Origin of the sequence: Cupriavidus sp. H18C2, assembly GCF_049393795.1 — a bacterium.
Lineage (GTDB): Bacteria > Pseudomonadota > Gammaproteobacteria > Burkholderiales > Burkholderiaceae > Cupriavidus > Cupriavidus pauculus_C.
Genome location: NZ_CP186010.1, coordinates 128984 through 145453, shown reverse-complemented (window position 1 = coordinate 145453; position 16470 = coordinate 128984). Strand labels below are relative to the sequence as shown.

The window sequence follows — 16470 nt, the reverse complement described above, 5'->3', positions numbered from 1 at the left end:
CGCCATGGTTTTCAAAGTGTTCGTCGATGGTCAGGAAGGCACCACGGGTCTCCGGCTGCTTGACTATCTCTCGGGTCGCTCCGATGTTGAGCTGCTGCGCATTGCCGATGACAAGCGCAAGGACCCGCAGGAGCGCGCACGCTTCCTGAACGCCTCGGATGTCTCTTTCCTGTGCCTGCCGGACGTTGCCTCGCGCGAGGCCGTCTCGCTGGTCACGAACCCCGATACCTGCGTGATCGACGCCAGCACGGCGTTCCGTACCGCCGACGACTGGGCGTATGGCCTGCCCGAGCTGACGCGCGGCCAGCGCGACAAGATCCGCGCCAGCAACCGCATCGCGGTGCCGGGCTGCCACGCCAGCGCCTTCGTGCTGGCCGTGCGCCCGCTGGTGGAAGCCGGGCTGATGCCGGCCGACTACCCGGTCTCGGCGTTCTCGCTGACCGGCTACAGCGGCGGCGGCAAGTCGATGATTGCCGAGTTCGAGGCGGGCGGTAACCCGAAGCTGATGAGCCCGCGTCCGTACGCGCTGGGCCTGGCGCACAAGCACCTGCCGGAAATGCGCGTGCAGGGCGGGCTGGCGCGGGCGCCGATCTTCAACCCGATCGTCGGCAACTTCCTGAAGGGCCTGTCGGTGACGGTGCCGGTGTACCCGTCGCTGCTGTCGCGCCAGGCCGATGCCGAGGCCATCCTGGACATCTACCGCAAGCACTACGAAGGCGAGCAGTTCGTGCGCGTGCACCCGTACAACAGCGACGAGAACCTGGACAAGGGCTTCTTCGACGTCCAGGGCAGCAACGACACCAACCGCGTGGACCTGTTCGTGTTCGGCAACGCCGACCAGCTCAACCTGGTGGCGCGCCTGGACAACCTGGGCAAGGGTGCCGCCGGCGCGGCCGTGCAGTGCATGAACGTGCGCATCGGCGCCGACGAGGCCACGGGCCTGGCGGCCTGAGCGCGGCGGCGACGCGGGAAGGCGCCCCCTTCCCGGCCCGCAAAACAAAACCGGCTCCTCGGAGCCGGTTTTTTCATGGCTTGAGCGGCCGCATGCGGTCCTCGTCGCCGGCGTCGACCGGCGCGCCGCCCAGGTTGGCCATGTTCGGCTGGTAAGGCGCGAGTTTTTCCATCGGCATGTTCATGCTGCTGGCGTACAGCGGCAGCACTTCCTTCATGTGCGCCTCCAGCACGGCGATGCGGGTGCGGCCGGACGGATGGGTCGACGTGAACTCGTCGCCGGCCTGCAGGAACTTGCCCATCTTCTGCCAGAGCGTGATGGCCGCGCGGGGGTCGTAGCCGGCGCGGGCGGCGATATCCATGCCGATCAGGTCCGCCTCGGTTTCCTCCGCGCGCGAGAACCGAAGCGACAGCATCCTGGCGTTCGAGCCAATATCCATGTTGCCCAGGTTGCCAAACCCGGTGAGCTGGGACACCACGTTGGCGCCCAGGTTCGAGATCTCGGCCTGCGCCGCGCGCTGGCGCGCGTGCTCTTCCAGCGCGTGGGCAATCTCGTGCCCCATCACCACGGCCACTTCGTCGTCGGTCAGCTTCAGGTCGTCCAGCAGCCCGGTGTAGACGGCCATCTTGCCGCCCGGCATGCAGAACGCATTGACCTGCTTGGCGCGGATCACGTTGATTTCCCACGGCCAGCGGCCGGCGCGCGGATTCCAGAGCACGGTCTGCGGCAGCAGCCGGATGCCGATCTCGCGCAGCCGCCGCACCTGCGGGTGGTCGTCGTCCAGCAGCGTGCGGCGCGCGATGGCTTCCTGCTTGACCTGCTCGTACTCGCGGGCGGCCTGCTGGTCGATGACCTCCATCGGCACGATCTCGCGTACTTTCGAATAGCGGCGCTCCACGCGCACGCCGTCGTCGGGCGCGGCCACCAGCGCCACCTCCTGGGCCAGGGCGGGCAGCGCCATGGCACAGGCCACGGCGGCGAGCATGGGACGCAGGCAGGACTGGCGCATGATCTGGGGCAGGATGGGATGAACGGGCGGCCGGCGCGCGGGCAGGCGCGGATACGGCACCAAGCGTACGTGAAAAGTCCGCGGGGCGGCGCGGACGGTGATGCAATAATACACGCCAGCCCCGGCGCCACCCCATCATGAATTTCCATACCTACCTCGACATCTTCCGCAACCGCCGCATCGGCGCCATGCTCACGCTCGGCTTTGCCTCGGGCCTGCCGCTGGCGCTGACATCGGGCACCCTGCAGGCCTGGATGACCGTGGAAGGGCTCGACATCAAGACCATCGGCTTCTTCTCGCTGGTGGGGCAGGCGTATATCTTCAAGTTCCTGTGGGCCCCGCTGATGGACCGCTACACGCCGCCGCTGCTGGGGCGCCGGCGCGGCTGGCTGCTGGTGACGCAGCTCGGGCTGGTGGCCAGCATCGCGGCCATGGCGTTCTGCCCGCCGCAGCAGGCCCTCTGGACGCTGGCCGCGCTGGCCACGCTGGTGGCCTTCCTGTCGGCGTCGCAGGACATCGTGTTCGATGCCTACAGCACCGACGTGCTGCGCCCCGCCGAGCGCGGCGCCGGGGCGGCCGTGAAGGTGCTGGGCTACCGGCTGGCGATGCTGGTGTCGGGCGGGCTGGCGCTGTATCTGGCGGACCGCGTGCTCGGCTGGTCGAACATGTACCTGCTGATGGCCGGGCTGATGGGGGTTGGGCTGCTCACGCTGTTCTGGGCGCCCGAACCCGATGCGCCGGCGCGCGCGCCGCGTTCGCTCGAAGAGGCCGTGCTGGGCCCGCTGCGCGACTTCTTCGGCCGGCAGGGCGCGTGGTGGCTGCTGCTGCTGATCGTGCTCTACAAGCTTGGCGACGCCTTCGCGGGCAGCCTGTCCACCACGTTCCTGATCCGCGGCCTGGGCTTCGATCCCGGCCAGGTCGGCATCGTCAACAAGACGCTGGGCCTGGCGGCCACCATCCTGGGCGCGCTGTTTGGCGGATCGCTGATGGTGCGGCTGGGGCTGTACCGGTCGCTGATGCTGTTCGGGCTGCTCCAGGCCGGGTCGAACCTGGGCTACTGGATGCTGGCCGTGACGCCGCCGCACCTGTGGACGATGGCCGCCACCATCGCGGTGGAAAACATCTGCGGCGGCATGGGCACGGCCGCGTTCGTGGCGCTGCTGATGACGCTCTGCAACCGGTCGTTCTCGGCCACGCAGTACGCGCTGCTGTCGGCGCTGGCGTCGATCGGGCGCGTCTACGTAGGCCCGACGTCGGGCTACATGGTCGAAGCCTGGGGATGGGCGCCGTTCTACCTGGGCACGGTCGTCGCGGCGCTGCCCGGCGTGGCGCTGCTCTGGGCGATGCGCGGCACCGTGCATCGCTACGAGGCCCAGGCGCGCGAGCCGGCCGAAGCCGCCGTGGCGCGCCCGGCCTGAGGGTCATTCCTTGTAGTAGACGATCTGGTGCGAGCTGGCCAGCAGGTCGCCGTCGGGGCTCCAGATCTCGGCGGTCTGGTCGAAGAAGCCCTGCCGGAACACGCGCGCCTGCGCGCTGCCCAGCACGTGGCGGTGGCCCAGCGCGGCCAGCGTGGCCGCATCGGCGTGGAAATAGGTGGTCAGCGACACGGTGCCGGCCGGCACGAAGCCCGCGCGCTTGAGGAAGATGCGCGGGTAGAAAGCGTCGCACCAGGCCGCCATGGCGGCGTAGTCCGGCGTGCGCGGCGGCTGGTCGCGGAGCCAGAACTGCGTCAGGCTGTCCGGATGCTCGGTGCCGGGCTCGGTCGTCGGCTTGGCGCCGCGCACGGCGCGCATGTCGTAGCTGCCCAGCCATTTCACCGGGGCAAAGCCGCCCATCGGGGGCAGCGCATCGGCGGCCGGCACGGCCGGCATCGTCGCCTCGCCACAGCGCCAGGTATCGCGGCGCACGGCAAACACGGCGCTGCCGGTGGTCGTGATCTCGCCGTTCTGCAACAGTTCCAGGTGCCAGTGCTGGGTGGACCGGTTGGTCCGCGACGGCCGCGCCACCACCTCGAACGCGCCCTCGGCAATCGGCCCGGCAAAGTTGACGGTCAGCGCGCTGGGGTCGCCCAGCCGCTCGGGGTGGCGCAGCGCGGCGCTCAGCATGACCGCCGCCGTGGCGCCGCCAAACGGCCCGATCATGTTCCAGTAGGCCTGGCTGGTATGGCCGCGAAAGCGATGCTCGCCGGCCGGTTCCAGTTGCAGGGCTTGGTCGAGCGGATGCAGGGGCGCTGATGTCATGGGGGCAACCTCGGGCAGGAAAAACGTACGATCGTTCGCTAACTTGCGTACGGTATGCCCGCCAGAGGCTTGCGTCAAGCTAGGGACGTGCCGGGGCCGCCGCCTGGGTCAGGCCGCCGCCACCCGGTACACCGCCAGGCTGCCGCGCCAGTTGACGCCCCAGTTCACGGTCACGCCCTCGTGCATCACCACGCGGTCCAGCACGCGCAGGCCCACCTTGGGCGCCAGTTCCTCGAAGTCGCGGATCGTCAGCACCCGTACGTTGGGCGTGTTGTACCACTGGTACGGCAGCGATTCGGACACCGGCATGCGGCCCTGGAACACCGACAGCCGGTGCGGCCAGTAGCCGAAGTTCGGAAACGAGACGATGCACTCGCGGCCCACCCGCAGCGTGTCGCGCAGCACCTGGGCCGTGTTGTGGATGGTCTGCAGCGTCTGGGACAGGATCACCGTGTCGAAGCTCTTGTCCTCGAACAGCGCCAGCCCGCCCTCCAGGTTCTGCTGGATCACGTTGACGCCCTTCTGCGCGCAGGCCAGCACTTCCTCGTCACGGATCTCGATGCCGTACGCCTTCACGTCCAGCTCGTCCTGCAGCACGCGCAGCAGGCTGCCGTCGCCGCAGCCGGCGTCCAGCACGGTCGAGTTCGGCTCCACCCAGCGGGCAATCGCCCGAAAGTCCGGACGCAGCGCGAGGATGTTGGGATTGGCGGCGGCGTTCATGCACCGATCTCCTCGGCAATGCGTGCGTAGTAGGCGCGCATCAGGTTGTGGTAGCGCGGGTCTTCCAGCAGGAAGGCATCGTGGCCGTGCGGCGCGTCGATCTCGGCGTAAGACACCTGCCGCTTGTTGTCGAGCAGCGCCTTGACGATCTCGCGGCTGCGGTTCGGTGCAAAGCGCCAGTCGGTGCTGAAGCTGACCACCAGGAACTTCGCGTGCGTCTGCGCCATGGTCCTGGTCAGGTCGCCCTGGAAGGCCAGTGCCGGGTCGAAGTAGTCCAGCGCGCGCGTGATCAGCAGGTAGGTGTTGGCGTCGAAGTATTCGGCGAACTTGTCGCCCTGGTAGCGCAGGTAGCTTTCCACCTGGAACTCGACGTCGAACGAGAAGCGGATGTCCTCGGCCTTCAGCGTCCGGCCGAATTTCTCGGCCATGTCCTCGTCGGACAGGTACGTGATATGGCCGATCATCCGCGCCACGCGCAGGCCGCGCTTGGGCTTGACGTTGTGCGCGTAGTAGTTGCCGCCGTGGAAGTCCGGGTCGGACAGGATGGCGCTGCGCGCCACCTCGTTGAACGCGATGTTCTGCGCCGACAGCTTCGGCGTGGACGCCACCACGATGCAGTGCCGCAGCCGGTCCGGGTACATCAGGCTCCAGGCCAGCGCCTGCATGCCGCCCAGGCTGCCACCCATCACGGCCGCGAATTGCTCGATGCCGAAGTGGTCGGCCACGCGCGCCTGCGCGTTGACCCAGTCCTCCACCGTCACCACCGGGAACAGCGCGCCATACGGGGCGCCCGTGGCCGGGTTGGTGCTCATCGGCCCCGTGGACCCGAAGCACGACCCCAGGTTGTTCACGCCGATGACGAAGAAGCGGTCGGTATCGAGCGGCTTGCCCGGCCCCACCATGTTGTCCCACCAGCCGATATCGCGCGGATTGTCGGCGGCGATGCCGGCCACGTGGTGCGACGCGTTCAGCGCGTGGCACACCAGCACGGCGTTGCTGCGCGCGGCGTTGAGCGTGCCGTAGGTCTCGACCATCAGGTCGTAGCCGGCAAGCTGGGTGCCGTTGCGCAGCTTCAGGGGTTCGGCGAAATGCAGGCGCTGGGGCGTGACGACGCCGACGGAGTCGGTCGGCACGTCTAGCACGCCAGCGGGAGGAGCGACATCGGTCATGGAACAGGCCCGCGTGAAATCAGCGGGCATAAAAAAACCCGACCGGCCAATGCGTGGGATTCGCAGCCAAGTCGGGCTTCTCGCGGGGTTCCGCGTGTCAGCGCTTCGGGCGGAAACAGCATCCGCGAGGCACCAACCCAACCTCTTTAGCCGCATTTATATTGGCAACCGGAGAGACGTCCTCCCGCTGCCGCGCGCCCGCAAGCCAGTCATCAAATCGGCGCGACCCGCACATTATAGTGCAAAGCGCGCGCCGTGCTCATGCCGGCCTGCCAGCCGCCGCGGCGCGGCCCGCGTTCAGCCCAGCAGCACGCGCAGCTGGGCGTCGATGTTGTCGCCCGGCAGCTTGCGAAAGCCGCTGCGCGCGTAGCGGTGCCAGTGGCCCTGCACCGTGGCCGTGATCAGCGCCACGCGCACGGGGATGTCGGCGTCGGCCGGGAACGCGGCCTGCGTGACCGCCACCTTCAGGCACTGCCGCAGCGACGCCTCGATGCGGTCGATCATCTGGTTGATCCGTTCCTGCAGCCGCTCGTGCTCGCCCACCAGCGCCTCGCCGGTCAGCACGCGCGTCATGCCCGGGTTCTTCTCGGCAAAGTTCAGCAGCATCCGCACGATGGCCTGCACCTGCCGCAGGCCGTGTTCCTCCTGCGTGGTGATCTGGTTGATCAGGCCGAACACCGTCTGCTCGATGAAGCCGATCAGCCCTTCGAACATCTGCGCCTTGCTGGCGAAGTGCCGGTACAGCGCGGCCTCGGACACCGACAGCCGGGCGGCCAGCGCGGCCGTCGTGATCTTTTCCCCGCGCGGATGTTCGAGCATGCCGGCCAGCGTCTGCAGGATCTGGATGCGGCGTTCGCCCGGGCGCGGGCGCTTGCGGGCCGGCGCCTCCGGATCGATGGCCGCCTGGGCCGGTTGGGCAACTGGCATGGCTGCCCCTGCCTCGCGAGCGATGGTTTGCGTCATGACCCGATTCTCCGCTTTTGTCGTAGGAGTTGATGCATCAATTGTACTTTTATGTCCACATATCCCGGGCGATTCACCACGCGCGCGCGCACCCTGGGGGTGGCAGCGGCCGCCATCTGTGGCGCCGTTGCCGCAGTCGGGCCCGGCTGCCCGGCCGACGGGTCCTGGCTCTCGGCCGCCACCAGCGTCACCGAGCGCTCCTGGGCGGCGTGACCCACATGCTGCCGATCCTCGGCAGCCAGCGCTGACTTCGTGGCCGCATCGCGCGCCGCGCCGGCCTGCGCCGGCACCACGTGGGGCCGCGACGGCGCCAGCGTGCGCAGGAAGCCGGTCACCCAGGCCGTCCGGATGCCCAGCCCGGCGTACGCCTTCAGGTGCGAGACCGTGTCTTCCACCAGCACCACGCGGCGCGGCGCCACGCCGGTCTGGGCCAGCAACCGGCGCAGCATGCGCCGGTCAGGCTTCGGACGCAAATGGCCGTGCACCCACATGTCCTCGATGGCCACCACCCGCTCGAAATACCGGTCGATGCCGGCCACCGCCATCACGGCCAGCGCGTAGTCGCGCGGCGCGTTGGTGACCAGGATCTTGCGCCCCGGCAGCCGCCCCAGCGCCGCCGCCAGGCCCCGACGCACGCGCACCATGTCGGCCAGTTCGGGGAAATGGTGCGCCGCGCGCAGGAAGTCGGCCGGGTCCACCTGATGGTGGCGGATCATGCCGAGCAGCGTGGCGCCGTAGCGCTGCCAGTATTCCACCCGCACGCGGCTGGCCGTAGCCTCGTCGCTGCCCAGCACGCGCGCCACGTAGGCCGTCATCAGCCGGTTGATGGACGGGAAAATGGCGTGCGAGGCGTCGTGCAGCGTGTTGTCGAGGTCGAACAGCCAGACCGTGCGGCCGCCGTTGTCGCCGGCCGCGCCGCGCAGCAGGTGCCGGCGCGGGCGATGGCGCGGGCCCTCGGCGGACGATTGGCGGCGAGCGCGGTCCCTGCCGCGACGCTGGGTGGGCTGTCGGATGAACACGCCGGGATTGTGAACCTGAATGGGAAGGGACGGGAACCCGCGCAGCGCGGGCCCCCGGGGGAAATGCGCTCAGTGCGAGCGGATCATCGTGCCGAACGCCTGTTCGGTCAGGATTTCCAGCAGCAGCGAGTGCTCGATGCGGCCGTCGATGATGTGGACCGAATGCACGCCGCTCTTGGCGGCATCGAGCGCCGACGAGATCTTCGGCAGCATGCCGCCAGAAATGGTGCCGTCGGCGAACAGTTCCTCGATCTCGCGCGCCGACAGGTCGGTCAGCAGGTTGCCCTTCTTGTCCATCACGCCGGGGATGTTCGTCATCATGACGAGCTTCTCGGCCTTCAGGATCTCGGCCATCTTGCCGGCCACCACGTCGGCGTTGATGTTGTACGCCTGGCCATCGTCGGAGAAGCCGATCGGCGAGATCACCGGGATGAACGCGTCGTCCTGCAGCGCCTTGACCACGGCCGGGTTGATCGCCTCGATGTCGCCCACGTAGCCGATGTCGATGAACGTGCCCGGGTTCTCGCGGTCGGGCATCTGCAGGCGCTTGGCGCGGATCAGCCCACCGTCCTTGCCCGTCAGGCCCACCGCCTGGCCGCCGTACTGGTTGATCAGCATGACGATGTCCTGCTGGACCTCGCCGCCGAGCACCCATTCCACGACTTCCATCGTTTCCTCGTCGGTCACCCGCATGCCCTGGATGAACGTGCCGACCTTGCCCACCTTCTTCAGCGCCTCGTCGATCTGCGGGCCGCCGCCGTGCACCACCACCGGGTTCATGCCCACCAGCTTCAGCAGGATCACGTCGCGCGCAAAGCCGTGCTTGAGCTTTTCCTCGGTCATCGCGTTGCCGCCGTACTTGACCACAATGGTCTTGCCGTGGAACTTGCGGATGTAGGGCAGGGCCTCGGCAAGGATTTCGGCCTTGAGGGCGGGGGCGATGGCCGCTACCGACGTGGTGGCAGGCCCAGGATTGTCAGCGTTCATGGCTTCGGACATTCCGTGTGATCTGGAGCAGGTATCATGACGAACCGTCCGCCGCAGGACGGCGATACGGGGCGACCCGGCAATGCGGGCAGGCGCCGATTCTACAAGAAACCGGCGGCGGCATTGCAACTGCGGCAATGCAACAAGGATACACGCCATGACCGACCCGTCGACGATCCAGGCCGGGCGCCTGCTGCCCGTGGAGCGTTGCAGCGCCTGCGGTGCGGCCTTCGTCTGCGGGTACGCGGCGGGGCTGCCCGAATGCTGGTGCGCCAGCCTGCCGCTGCTGCCGGCGCGCCAGATCGTGCCGGGCCAGCACTGCCTCTGTCCGGACTGCCTGAAACGTCGCCAGTCTGAGACACCTCCTAATCCGTCGTGAATTTTTTCGCGCCTGCGGTTACGCGAATGACAAAACGGGCCCACTCCGGTTTAACATTCGCGTCATGAATAGCCTTCGTGGAATCGACCTCAACCTGCTGGTGGTGCTGGAAGCACTGCTGGCCGAACGCCATATCTCGCGCGCGGCGCTGCGGCTTCAGCTCAGCCAGCCGGCCGTCAGCCATTCGCTGGCGCGGCTGCGGCAGTTGCTGGACGATCCGCTGCTGGTGCGCGGCCAGGGCGGGCTGGTGCTCACGCCCCGGGCCCACGAACTGACCGCCCCGCTGGCCGAGGCGCTGGCGCAGGTGCGCATCCTGCTGGGGCCGGGCGGATTCCAGCCGGCCACGGCGCGGCGCTCGTTCCGCATGGCGATGTCCGACTATGGCGAACTGGTGGTGCTGCCGCGGCTGCTGCGCGCGCTGCGCCGGGCGGCCCCCAATATCGACCTGGTGGTCACGCAGGCCAGCCGCGAGACGATGACGGCCCAGATTGCCGACGGCGAGCTGGACATCGCGCTGGGCGCCTTTGCGTTCGAGCCCGAGGGCGTGCGCACGGCGGTGCTGTTCGACGACGACTTCGCCTGCGCGGTCGATGCCGCCACGGTGCGCGACACGGGCCGGCTCGACCACGTGGCCTACCTGGCGCGCTCCCACGTGCTGGTGACCGCCGCCACCGAGCGCGGCGAGGCCATCGACGCGGCGGTGACGCGGCTGGGCGGGCGGCGCAAGATCGCCTGCTCGGTGCCGCACTGGAGCGTGGCGCCGGCGCTGATCGTCGGCACCAACATGGTCCTGACCACGGCGCGGCGCAGCCTGGAAGCGCTGGCCGACAGCCGCCTGGCGATCTTCGAGGCGCCGTTCACGATCCCCGGCTTCACCTACAGCATGATCTGGCCCGAGAAGGCCGACGCCGACCCGGGCCACACCTGGCTGCGCGAGCGCGTGCGCCAGGCCGTGGCCGCGCCCGAGGACGAGGACGCGGCGGCCATCAGCCTGCGCGGCTGAGCGGCGCGCGGCCGCCGGGCAATCCCGGTGCTCAGTGCTTGTGCTGCATGTGGCCGGCCGGCTGGGCGGCCGGCGCGGTCACGTCGCGCACCTCGGCCTTGACGGTCTGCTCGGTCAACTTGCCGTTCTGCTCGAACTTCAGCGTGATAGGCACCGTGTCGCCGGCCTTGAGCTGCTGCTTCAGGCCCATCAGCATCACGTGGTAGCCGCCCGGCTTGAGCTGCACGTCCTGCATCTTCGGCAGGTCCAGCGACGGCACTTGCCGCATCCGCATCACGTTGTTGTCCATCTTCATCTCGTGCAGCTCGGCCGACGCCACCGGCGACGACACGCCGACCAGCTTGGCCGCATCGTGCGCATGGATCGTCATGAACGCGCCGGACGCGGTCTGCGCCGGCACCGTGCCGCGCACCCAGGCGTCGGTGACGTCGACCTGGGCCATGGCCTGGGCGCTGGCCAGCAGGCCGGCCAGGCCAAGGGTGACGATAGCGGCGGCACGCGCCGCGCGGACTTTGGCTTGCATGGGTAACCTTTCCACGATGGGGCTCGAAGGGGGCATTTCAGGGGCGATCATTAGACCACGGCGCGCCGGACGTCGTCCTGCCGCGCCACGCAACCGGGTAGTCTGGCAGCACCGCCGCCGCGCCTGAATGCGGCACGGTGTCGCATCGCGGGCAGCCGCGCGCAGCATTGCTACACTCGCGCCATGCCTGCCCAGATCGACCTGTCCCCCGCCCCGCCGCCCGCCATCTTCGGCGTGCCGGCGCAACGTCACAGCCTTGTCAGCCTGCGCCGCCTGTGCTGGCTGCGCTGGGCGCTGCTGGCCGGGCAGGCGATGCTGCTGGTGTCGTGCGAATCGGCCGCCGGCATCATCCTGCCGTACCAGCCGCTGCTGTTCCTGTTCGCGGTGCAGGCCGCCTTCAACCTGTACACGGTGGCGCGGCTGCGCTGGCATGCCACGCGCGGCACCATGCCCGGCGACGGCGAGCTGATGGTGCAGATGCTGGTCGATCTCAGCGCGCTGTCGGCCATCCTGTTCTACACCGGTGGCGCCACCAACCCGTTCGTGTCGTTCTACCTGCCCGGGCTGGCCATCGCGGCGGCCATCCTGCCGTGGCGGCTGGTGGTGGTGCTGGCGCTGTACGCGCTGTCCTGCTATTCGCTGCTGCTGCTGGAATACCTGCCGCTGCACCTGCACAACCCCGACAACGCGGTGAACTACCACCTGGCCGGGATGTGGCTCAACTTCGTCGCCAGCGCGGTGATGATCGCGTTCTTCGTGGCGCGGCTGTCGAACGTGCTGCGCCAGCGCGACGCCCAGCTCAACCAGGCCCGCGAGCTGCTGCTGCGCGAGGCGCGCGTGGAGGCGCTCAACGACCAGGCCGCCGCCGTGGCCCACGAGATCGGCACGCCGCTGGCCACGCTGGCCGTGATCGCCGGCGAACTGCGTGCCGATGCCGCGGACGCCGCGCGCGGCGAAACCCCGGTGGCCGCCTACCTGCCCGACCTGCGCACCATGGAGCAGCAGCTAGACCTGTGCCGCACGATCCTGGCGCGGCTGCGCGAGGACAACGAGACGCTGGCGCCGCAGCGCATCGACGGCTGGATTGCCGCGTTCGTCGAACGCTGGCAGCTCCGGCATCCGCAGGCCAGCCTGCAGGCCGATGTCTCGCCCGACGCCGGCGCGCGGGCCGTGGACACCGCGCGCGTGAGCCAGATCCTGACCATCGTGCTGGACAATGCCGCGCGCAGCCAGCAGGCCGCCGGCGGCGCGCCGGGCCAGGCCCCGCCGCTGGCGCTGGACGTGACGCGCACCGCCGAGGCGCTGGTCTGGCGCGTGACCGACCACGGCAGCGGCATCGCGCCGGACCTGCGCGCCAAGCTGGGCGAGGCGCCGGTGACCAGCCGCCACGGCGGCCAGGGCATCGGCCTGTACCTGGCGCAGAGCGCCGCGCGCCAGCTCGGCGGCCGGCTGGCGTGGCGCGACAACCCCGCCGGCGGCACCGTGACCGAACTGCTCCTGCCCCTGGCCACGGCCGGGCAGGCGCCCCTCCCTACCTCCGCCTACGAATCGTGATGACCGACGCTCCCGCCAACGTGCCCACCGACGCCCCCGCGGGCACGCCCTTCCTTGTGATCGATGACGACGAGGTGTTCTCGGGCACGCTGGCCCGGGCGCTGACGCGGCGCGGCTATGCGGTGCAGGTGGCGCACACCGGCAGCAGCGCGCTGGCCATGGCGGCGCGCACGGCCTTTGCCTACGTCACGCTGGACCTGCACCTGGGGCCGCCTCCCGAGGCCAGCGGCACGGCCGCCGAGTCGGGGCTGCATTTCGTGGCGCCGTTGCGGCAGGCGCTGCCCGACGCGCGGATCCTGGTGCTGACCGGCTACGCGAGCATCGCCACGGCCGTGGCGGCCGTGAAGCAGGGCGCCGACGAATACCTGGCCAAGCCGGCCAATGTCGACTCGATCCTGACGGCGCTGATGGCGGGGATTTCGGAGGATGCGGCCGAGGCCGCGCTGGAAGAGCCGGTGCCGCTGTCCGTGGCGCGGCTGGAATGGGAACACATCCAGCGCGTGCTCACCGAGCACGGCGGCAATATCTCGGCCACGGCGCGGGCGCTGAACATGCATCGGCGCACGCTGCAGCGCAAGCTCGGCAAGCGGCCGGTATCGCGCTGATCGCGCTACCGGCCGACCGGCGCGCGCCGGCGGGGCATCGACAAACGGATCAGAGGCGAAGCTGGACGTAGTCCCAGCCCAGGTCGTCGTCGTTCGACGCCTCGGCCATGCGCGCGGCGTCGCGGGCGTGGCGGTCGGCCAGCGTGACGAGCGCGCCGGACGCCATCGCTTCGGCCGCCACGGCGGCGCCGCGGCCGGTCGAATCCACGGACCTGGCCGACTTGGCCGACCTGGCAGGCGTGACGGACTCGGCCGGCATGGCCGCGGCGGTGGCCGTCGGCAGCATGGCGGGACGGATGCAGAGAAAGACGGTGGCGGCCGTGATGGCGCCGACCACGGCGGCGGTGGCCATGGCAACGCGGCGTTTTCGCACGCGGTTGCTCTTGAAGAAGGTGGTGCGCAAGGCAGACTCCCGGTAGGTATTTGTGCAGAATGCGGTGGCTCCCGCATCGGTCCATCGACCAACAAGGTGCGCAAGGGTCTCATCGGCGCAGGGCCGGACGCCAGCATGCTTACCAATGCTTACGCGGGTTACGGGGCCGAGATCGCGCGGCCCGGCGCTGAAACACGGCCGACTTGTTTGCCGGTGCCGCGCCACTGCGGCACCACGCCGCAGGGTGGCCATCGCGGCCCGCCGCTAGACTGACGCACTTTCCGTCCATCTACGTTCCGCCATGATCTTCCGCACGTTCATCGCCCTGCTGCTGGCCGCCGCCGCGTCGCTGGCCTCGGCCCACATCGTCTTCGAACAGAAGCAGGCCAGCGCGGGCAGCTACTTCAAGGGCGTGCTGCTGGTGGGCCATGGCTGCCAGGGCAGCGCGACCAAGGCCATCACTGTCACCGTCCCGGACGGCGTGCAGGGCGCGCGTCCGCAGCCCAAGCCCGGCTGGCAGCTCGACGTGCAGCGCGCCAGACTGGCCAAGCCCTACACCTCGCACGGCCGGACCATCGAGGACGACGTGCGCACCATCCGCTGGTCCGGCAACACGCTGTCCGACCAGCATTTCGACGAATTCCAGGTGCTGATGAAGCTGCCCGAGCAGGCCGGCAAGCTCTATTTCCCCGTGGTGCAGGAATGCGAGAACGGCAGGTCCGAGTGGACCCAGATCCCGGCCGATGGCCAGAACCCGCGCGAGCTGAAGTTGCCCGCCCCGGCGCTGGAACTCGTCGCCCCGGCCGGCCACGCGGGGCACAACCACTGACCGACGCGCGCGGCAGATTCGCCCTAACAAAAAAAGAGCCGGACCCTCGTCCGGCTCTTTTGCGTGGGCGATGACGCCGCGTTACAGCACGTAGCGCGACAGGTCCTCGTTGCCCGCCAGGTCGCCCAGGCGCTCGTCCACGTAGGCGGCGTCGATGGTCACCGTGGCGCCCGACGACTTCGTCGCGTGGAACGACAGGTCTTCGAGCAGGCGCTCCATCACCGTGTACAGCCGGCGCGCGCCGATGTTCTCCACCTTCTCGTTGACCGAGAACGCAATCTCGGCCAGCCGGCGGATGCCGTCCGGCGCGAACTGCAGGTCCACTTCCTCGGTCTTCAGCAGCGCCTGGTACTGCTTGGTCAGGCTGGCGTCGGTCTGCGTCAGGATGGCCTCGAAATCCTGCACGGACAGCGATTCCAGCTCCACGCGGATCGGGAAGCGGCCCTGCAGTTCCGGGATCAGGTCGCTCGGCTTGGACAGGTGGAACGCGCCCGACGCGATGAACAGGATGTGGTCGGTCTTGATCATCCCGTACTTCGTGTTGACCGTGGTGCCTTCCACCAGCGGCAGCAGGTCGCGCTGCACGCCCTGGCGCGACACCTCGCCGCCGCCCACGTCGCTGCGGCTGGCGATCTTGTCGATCTCGTCCAGGAACACGATGCCGTTCTGCTCCACGTTGGCGATGGCCTTGTGCTTGAGCTCTTCCTCGTTGAGCAGCTTGGCGGCTTCCTCGTCGATCAGCAGCTTGAACGCTTCCTTCACCTTCATCTTGCGGCGCGCCTTCTTGCCCTGGCCCAGGCCTGCGAACATCGTGCGGATCTGCTCGGTCATGTCCTCCATGCCCGGCGGGCCCATGATGTCCATGCTCGGCAGCGCGGCGGCCACTTCCAGCTCGATGTCCTTGTCGTCAAGCTGGCCTTCGCGCAGCTTCTTGCGGAACACCTGGCGCGTGTTCGAATCCTTGTCCTCCTGCTGCTGGAAGCCGATGTCGCGCGGCGGCGGCAGCAGCACGTCCAGCAGGCGGTCCTCGGCCGCGTCCTCGGCCTTGGTGCGCACCTTCTTCATCTCGGACTCGCGCGTCTGCTTGACGGCCATCTCGGCCAGGTCGCGCACGATGGTGTCCACGTCGCGGCCCACGTAGCCCACCTCGGTGAACTTGGTGGCCTCGATCTTGATGAACGGGGCGTCGGCCAGCTTGGCCAGCCGGCGCGCGATCTCGGTCTTGCCCACGCCCGTGGGCCCGATCATGAGGATGTTCTTCGGCGTGATTTCCTGGCGCAGCGGCTCTTCCACCTGCTGGCGGCGCCAGCGGTTGCGCAGCGCCACGGCCACGGCCTTCTTGGCCTTGTTCTGGCCGATGATGTGCTTGTCGAGTTCGGAAACGATTTCCGACGGGGTCATGGTTTGCGACATGGGAATCCGTTGGCGCGTCAGTCGAGGCTCTCGATGACGAAGTTGGTGTTCGTGTAGATGCAGAGTTCGCCGGCGATGGTCAGCGCTTTCTCGACCACGTCGCGCGGGGCCAGCTCGGTGTTCTCGACCAGCGCCTTGGCAGCCGACTGCGCGTACGCGCCGCCCGAGCCGATGGCCGCGATGCCGCCCTCGGGGTCCAGCACGTCGCCGTTGCCGGTGATGACCAGCGTGGTGTCCTTGTCGGCCGTGATCAGCATGGCCTCCAGGCGGCGCAGCGCGCGGTCCGAGCGCCAGTCCTTGGCCAGGTCCACCGCCGCGCGGGTCAGGTTGCCCTGGTACTTTTCCAGCTTCGCCTCGAAGCGGTCGAGCAGCGAGAATGCGTCGGCCGTGCTGCCGGCAAAGCCGACCAGCACCTTGCCGTTGTAGATGCGCCGGACCTTGCGGGCCGTCCCCTTCATCACGATATTGCCGAGCGTGACCTGTCCGTCACCGCCGAGCGCAACCTGGTTGCCGCGCCGGACGCTGACGATGGTGGTGCCGTGATACCGTTCCATGGTGCCTTTGCGTGAGAGGTGTCAGCCGGGTAGGTGGCGCCACATGACGGGCTTTCAAGAGCGGCCGGTGGCGGGCACGGTCTTCCAATATAGGAAACGGTCGGACACGGCGCGGCGCCCGGCGGTTCCGCACGGGCGCGCTGGCGCACCGGCGGATGCGGCGGCCCAATGAAAAAGG

At 69.1% G+C, this 16470-nt stretch carries 18 protein-coding genes; 7 read left to right on the top strand and 11 right to left on the bottom strand.

The window, feature by feature from the left end:
- Positions 1 to 4 precede the first annotated feature (4 nt).
- Positions 5 to 952: an N-acetyl-gamma-glutamyl-phosphate reductase gene (gene argC / locus EPAKOI_RS00700; protein WP_423192725.1), complete on the top strand. Its 948-nt coding sequence runs from the start codon at positions 5 to 7 to the stop codon at positions 950 to 952.
- A gap of 73 nt (positions 953 to 1025) precedes the next feature.
- Here the strand turns inward: argC and EPAKOI_RS00695 are convergent, their stop codons facing one another.
- Positions 1026 to 1961: a M48 family metallopeptidase gene (locus EPAKOI_RS00695; RefSeq protein WP_124684995.1), complete on the bottom strand. Its 936-nt coding sequence runs from the start codon at positions 1959 to 1961 to the stop codon at positions 1026 to 1028.
- 137 nt (positions 1962 to 2098) lie between these two features.
- Here EPAKOI_RS00695 and EPAKOI_RS00690 point away from each other — a divergent pair, with 137 nt between their 5' ends.
- The gene (locus EPAKOI_RS00690; RefSeq protein ID WP_423192724.1) at positions 2099 to 3379 is read left to right on the top strand and encodes a muropeptide transporter; all 1281 of its coding nucleotides are present in this window, start codon (positions 2099 to 2101) and stop codon (positions 3377 to 3379) included.
- Positions 3380 to 3382: 3 nt separating this feature from the next.
- On the opposite strand, the gene EPAKOI_RS00685 is transcribed toward EPAKOI_RS00690, so the two are convergent.
- The 6 genes from EPAKOI_RS00685 to argB form a co-directional block, all read right to left on the bottom strand.
- Positions 3383 to 4201: an acyl-CoA thioesterase gene (locus EPAKOI_RS00685; protein WP_423192723.1), complete on the bottom strand. Its 819-nt coding sequence runs from the start codon at positions 4199 to 4201 to the stop codon at positions 3383 to 3385.
- A gap of 108 nt (positions 4202 to 4309) precedes the next feature.
- A complete protein-coding gene (metW, locus tag EPAKOI_RS00680) occupies positions 4310 to 4921 on the bottom strand; it encodes a methionine biosynthesis protein MetW (protein ID WP_124682673.1) in 612 nt (203 codons plus the stop codon).
- Positions 4918 to 6090, bottom strand: a complete 1173-nt coding sequence (gene metX / locus EPAKOI_RS00675) for a homoserine O-succinyltransferase MetX (protein WP_124682674.1) — start codon at positions 6088 to 6090, stop codon at positions 4918 to 4920. Before metX ends, metW begins: the two co-directional genes overlap by 4 nt.
- Positions 6091 to 6387: 297 nt before the next feature.
- Complete coding sequence (gene slmA, locus EPAKOI_RS00670) at positions 6388 to 7053, bottom strand: nucleoid occlusion factor SlmA (RefSeq protein ID WP_124682675.1); 666 nt, start codon at positions 7051 to 7053, stop codon at positions 6388 to 6390.
- Positions 7050 to 8072, bottom strand: a complete 1023-nt coding sequence (locus tag EPAKOI_RS00665) for an HAD-IA family hydrolase (protein WP_423192722.1) — start codon at positions 8070 to 8072, stop codon at positions 7050 to 7052. Before EPAKOI_RS00665 ends, slmA begins: the two co-directional genes overlap by 4 nt.
- A 69-nt stretch (positions 8073 to 8141) precedes the next feature.
- Entirely contained in the window at positions 8142 to 9059 is a 918-nt protein-coding gene (gene argB, locus EPAKOI_RS00660) for an acetylglutamate kinase (RefSeq protein WP_124682677.1), read from the bottom strand.
- A 157-nt stretch (positions 9060 to 9216) separates the two neighbouring features.
- Between argB and EPAKOI_RS00655 the strand changes: the two genes are divergently transcribed.
- Together EPAKOI_RS00655 and EPAKOI_RS00650 are read left to right on the top strand one after the other, a co-directional pair.
- Positions 9217 to 9438 (top strand): cysteine-rich CWC family protein, encoded by a 222-nt coding sequence (locus tag EPAKOI_RS00655; RefSeq protein WP_423192721.1) that lies wholly within the window; start codon positions 9217 to 9219, stop codon positions 9436 to 9438.
- A 64-nt stretch (positions 9439 to 9502) separates the two neighbouring features.
- Positions 9503 to 10441 carry a LysR family transcriptional regulator gene (locus EPAKOI_RS00650; RefSeq protein WP_124682679.1) on the top strand — a complete coding sequence of 313 codons (939 nt, stop codon included), beginning with the start codon at positions 9503 to 9505 and terminating at the stop codon, positions 10439 to 10441.
- A 31-nt stretch (positions 10442 to 10472) separates the two neighbouring features.
- Here the strand turns inward: EPAKOI_RS00650 and EPAKOI_RS00645 are convergent, their stop codons facing one another.
- Entirely contained in the window at positions 10473 to 10964 is a 492-nt protein-coding gene (locus tag EPAKOI_RS00645; protein ID WP_124682680.1) for a copper chaperone PCu(A)C, read from the bottom strand.
- Between the two features lie 183 nt (positions 10965 to 11147).
- On the opposite strand from EPAKOI_RS00645, the gene EPAKOI_RS00640 reads away from it, so the two are divergent.
- Together EPAKOI_RS00640 and EPAKOI_RS00635 are read left to right on the top strand one after the other, a co-directional pair.
- Positions 11148 to 12518, top strand: a complete 1371-nt coding sequence (locus EPAKOI_RS00640; protein ID WP_423192720.1) for an ATP-binding protein — start codon at positions 11148 to 11150, stop codon at positions 12516 to 12518.
- A complete protein-coding gene (locus EPAKOI_RS00635) occupies positions 12518 to 13123 on the top strand; it encodes a response regulator transcription factor (protein ID WP_124682682.1) in 606 nt (201 codons plus the stop codon). The genes EPAKOI_RS00640 and EPAKOI_RS00635 overlap by 1 nt, the downstream gene beginning before the upstream one ends.
- 49 nt (positions 13124 to 13172) lie before the next feature.
- Here the strand turns inward: EPAKOI_RS00635 and EPAKOI_RS00630 are convergent, their stop codons facing one another.
- The gene (locus tag EPAKOI_RS00630; protein ID WP_423193532.1) at positions 13173 to 13475 is read right to left on the bottom strand and encodes a hypothetical protein; all 303 of its coding nucleotides are present in this window, start codon (positions 13473 to 13475) and stop codon (positions 13173 to 13175) included.
- Between the two features lie 322 nt (positions 13476 to 13797).
- On the opposite strand from EPAKOI_RS00630, the gene EPAKOI_RS00625 reads away from it, so the two are divergent.
- The gene (locus tag EPAKOI_RS00625) at positions 13798 to 14325 is read left to right on the top strand and encodes a YcnI family protein (protein WP_423192719.1); all 528 of its coding nucleotides are present in this window, start codon (positions 13798 to 13800) and stop codon (positions 14323 to 14325) included.
- Between the two features lie 81 nt (positions 14326 to 14406).
- Here EPAKOI_RS00625 and hslU read toward each other — a convergent pair whose 3' ends face one another.
- Positions 14407 to 15738, bottom strand: coding sequence for an ATP-dependent protease ATPase subunit HslU (gene hslU, locus EPAKOI_RS00620; RefSeq protein ID WP_124682685.1), 1332 nt, complete (start codon positions 15736 to 15738; stop codon positions 14407 to 14409).
- A 17-nt stretch (positions 15739 to 15755) separates the two neighbouring features.
- Positions 15756 to 16292 (bottom strand): ATP-dependent protease subunit HslV, encoded by a 537-nt coding sequence (hslV, locus tag EPAKOI_RS00615; protein WP_423192718.1) that lies wholly within the window; start codon positions 16290 to 16292, stop codon positions 15756 to 15758.
- Positions 16293 to 16470: the final 178 nt, after the last annotated feature.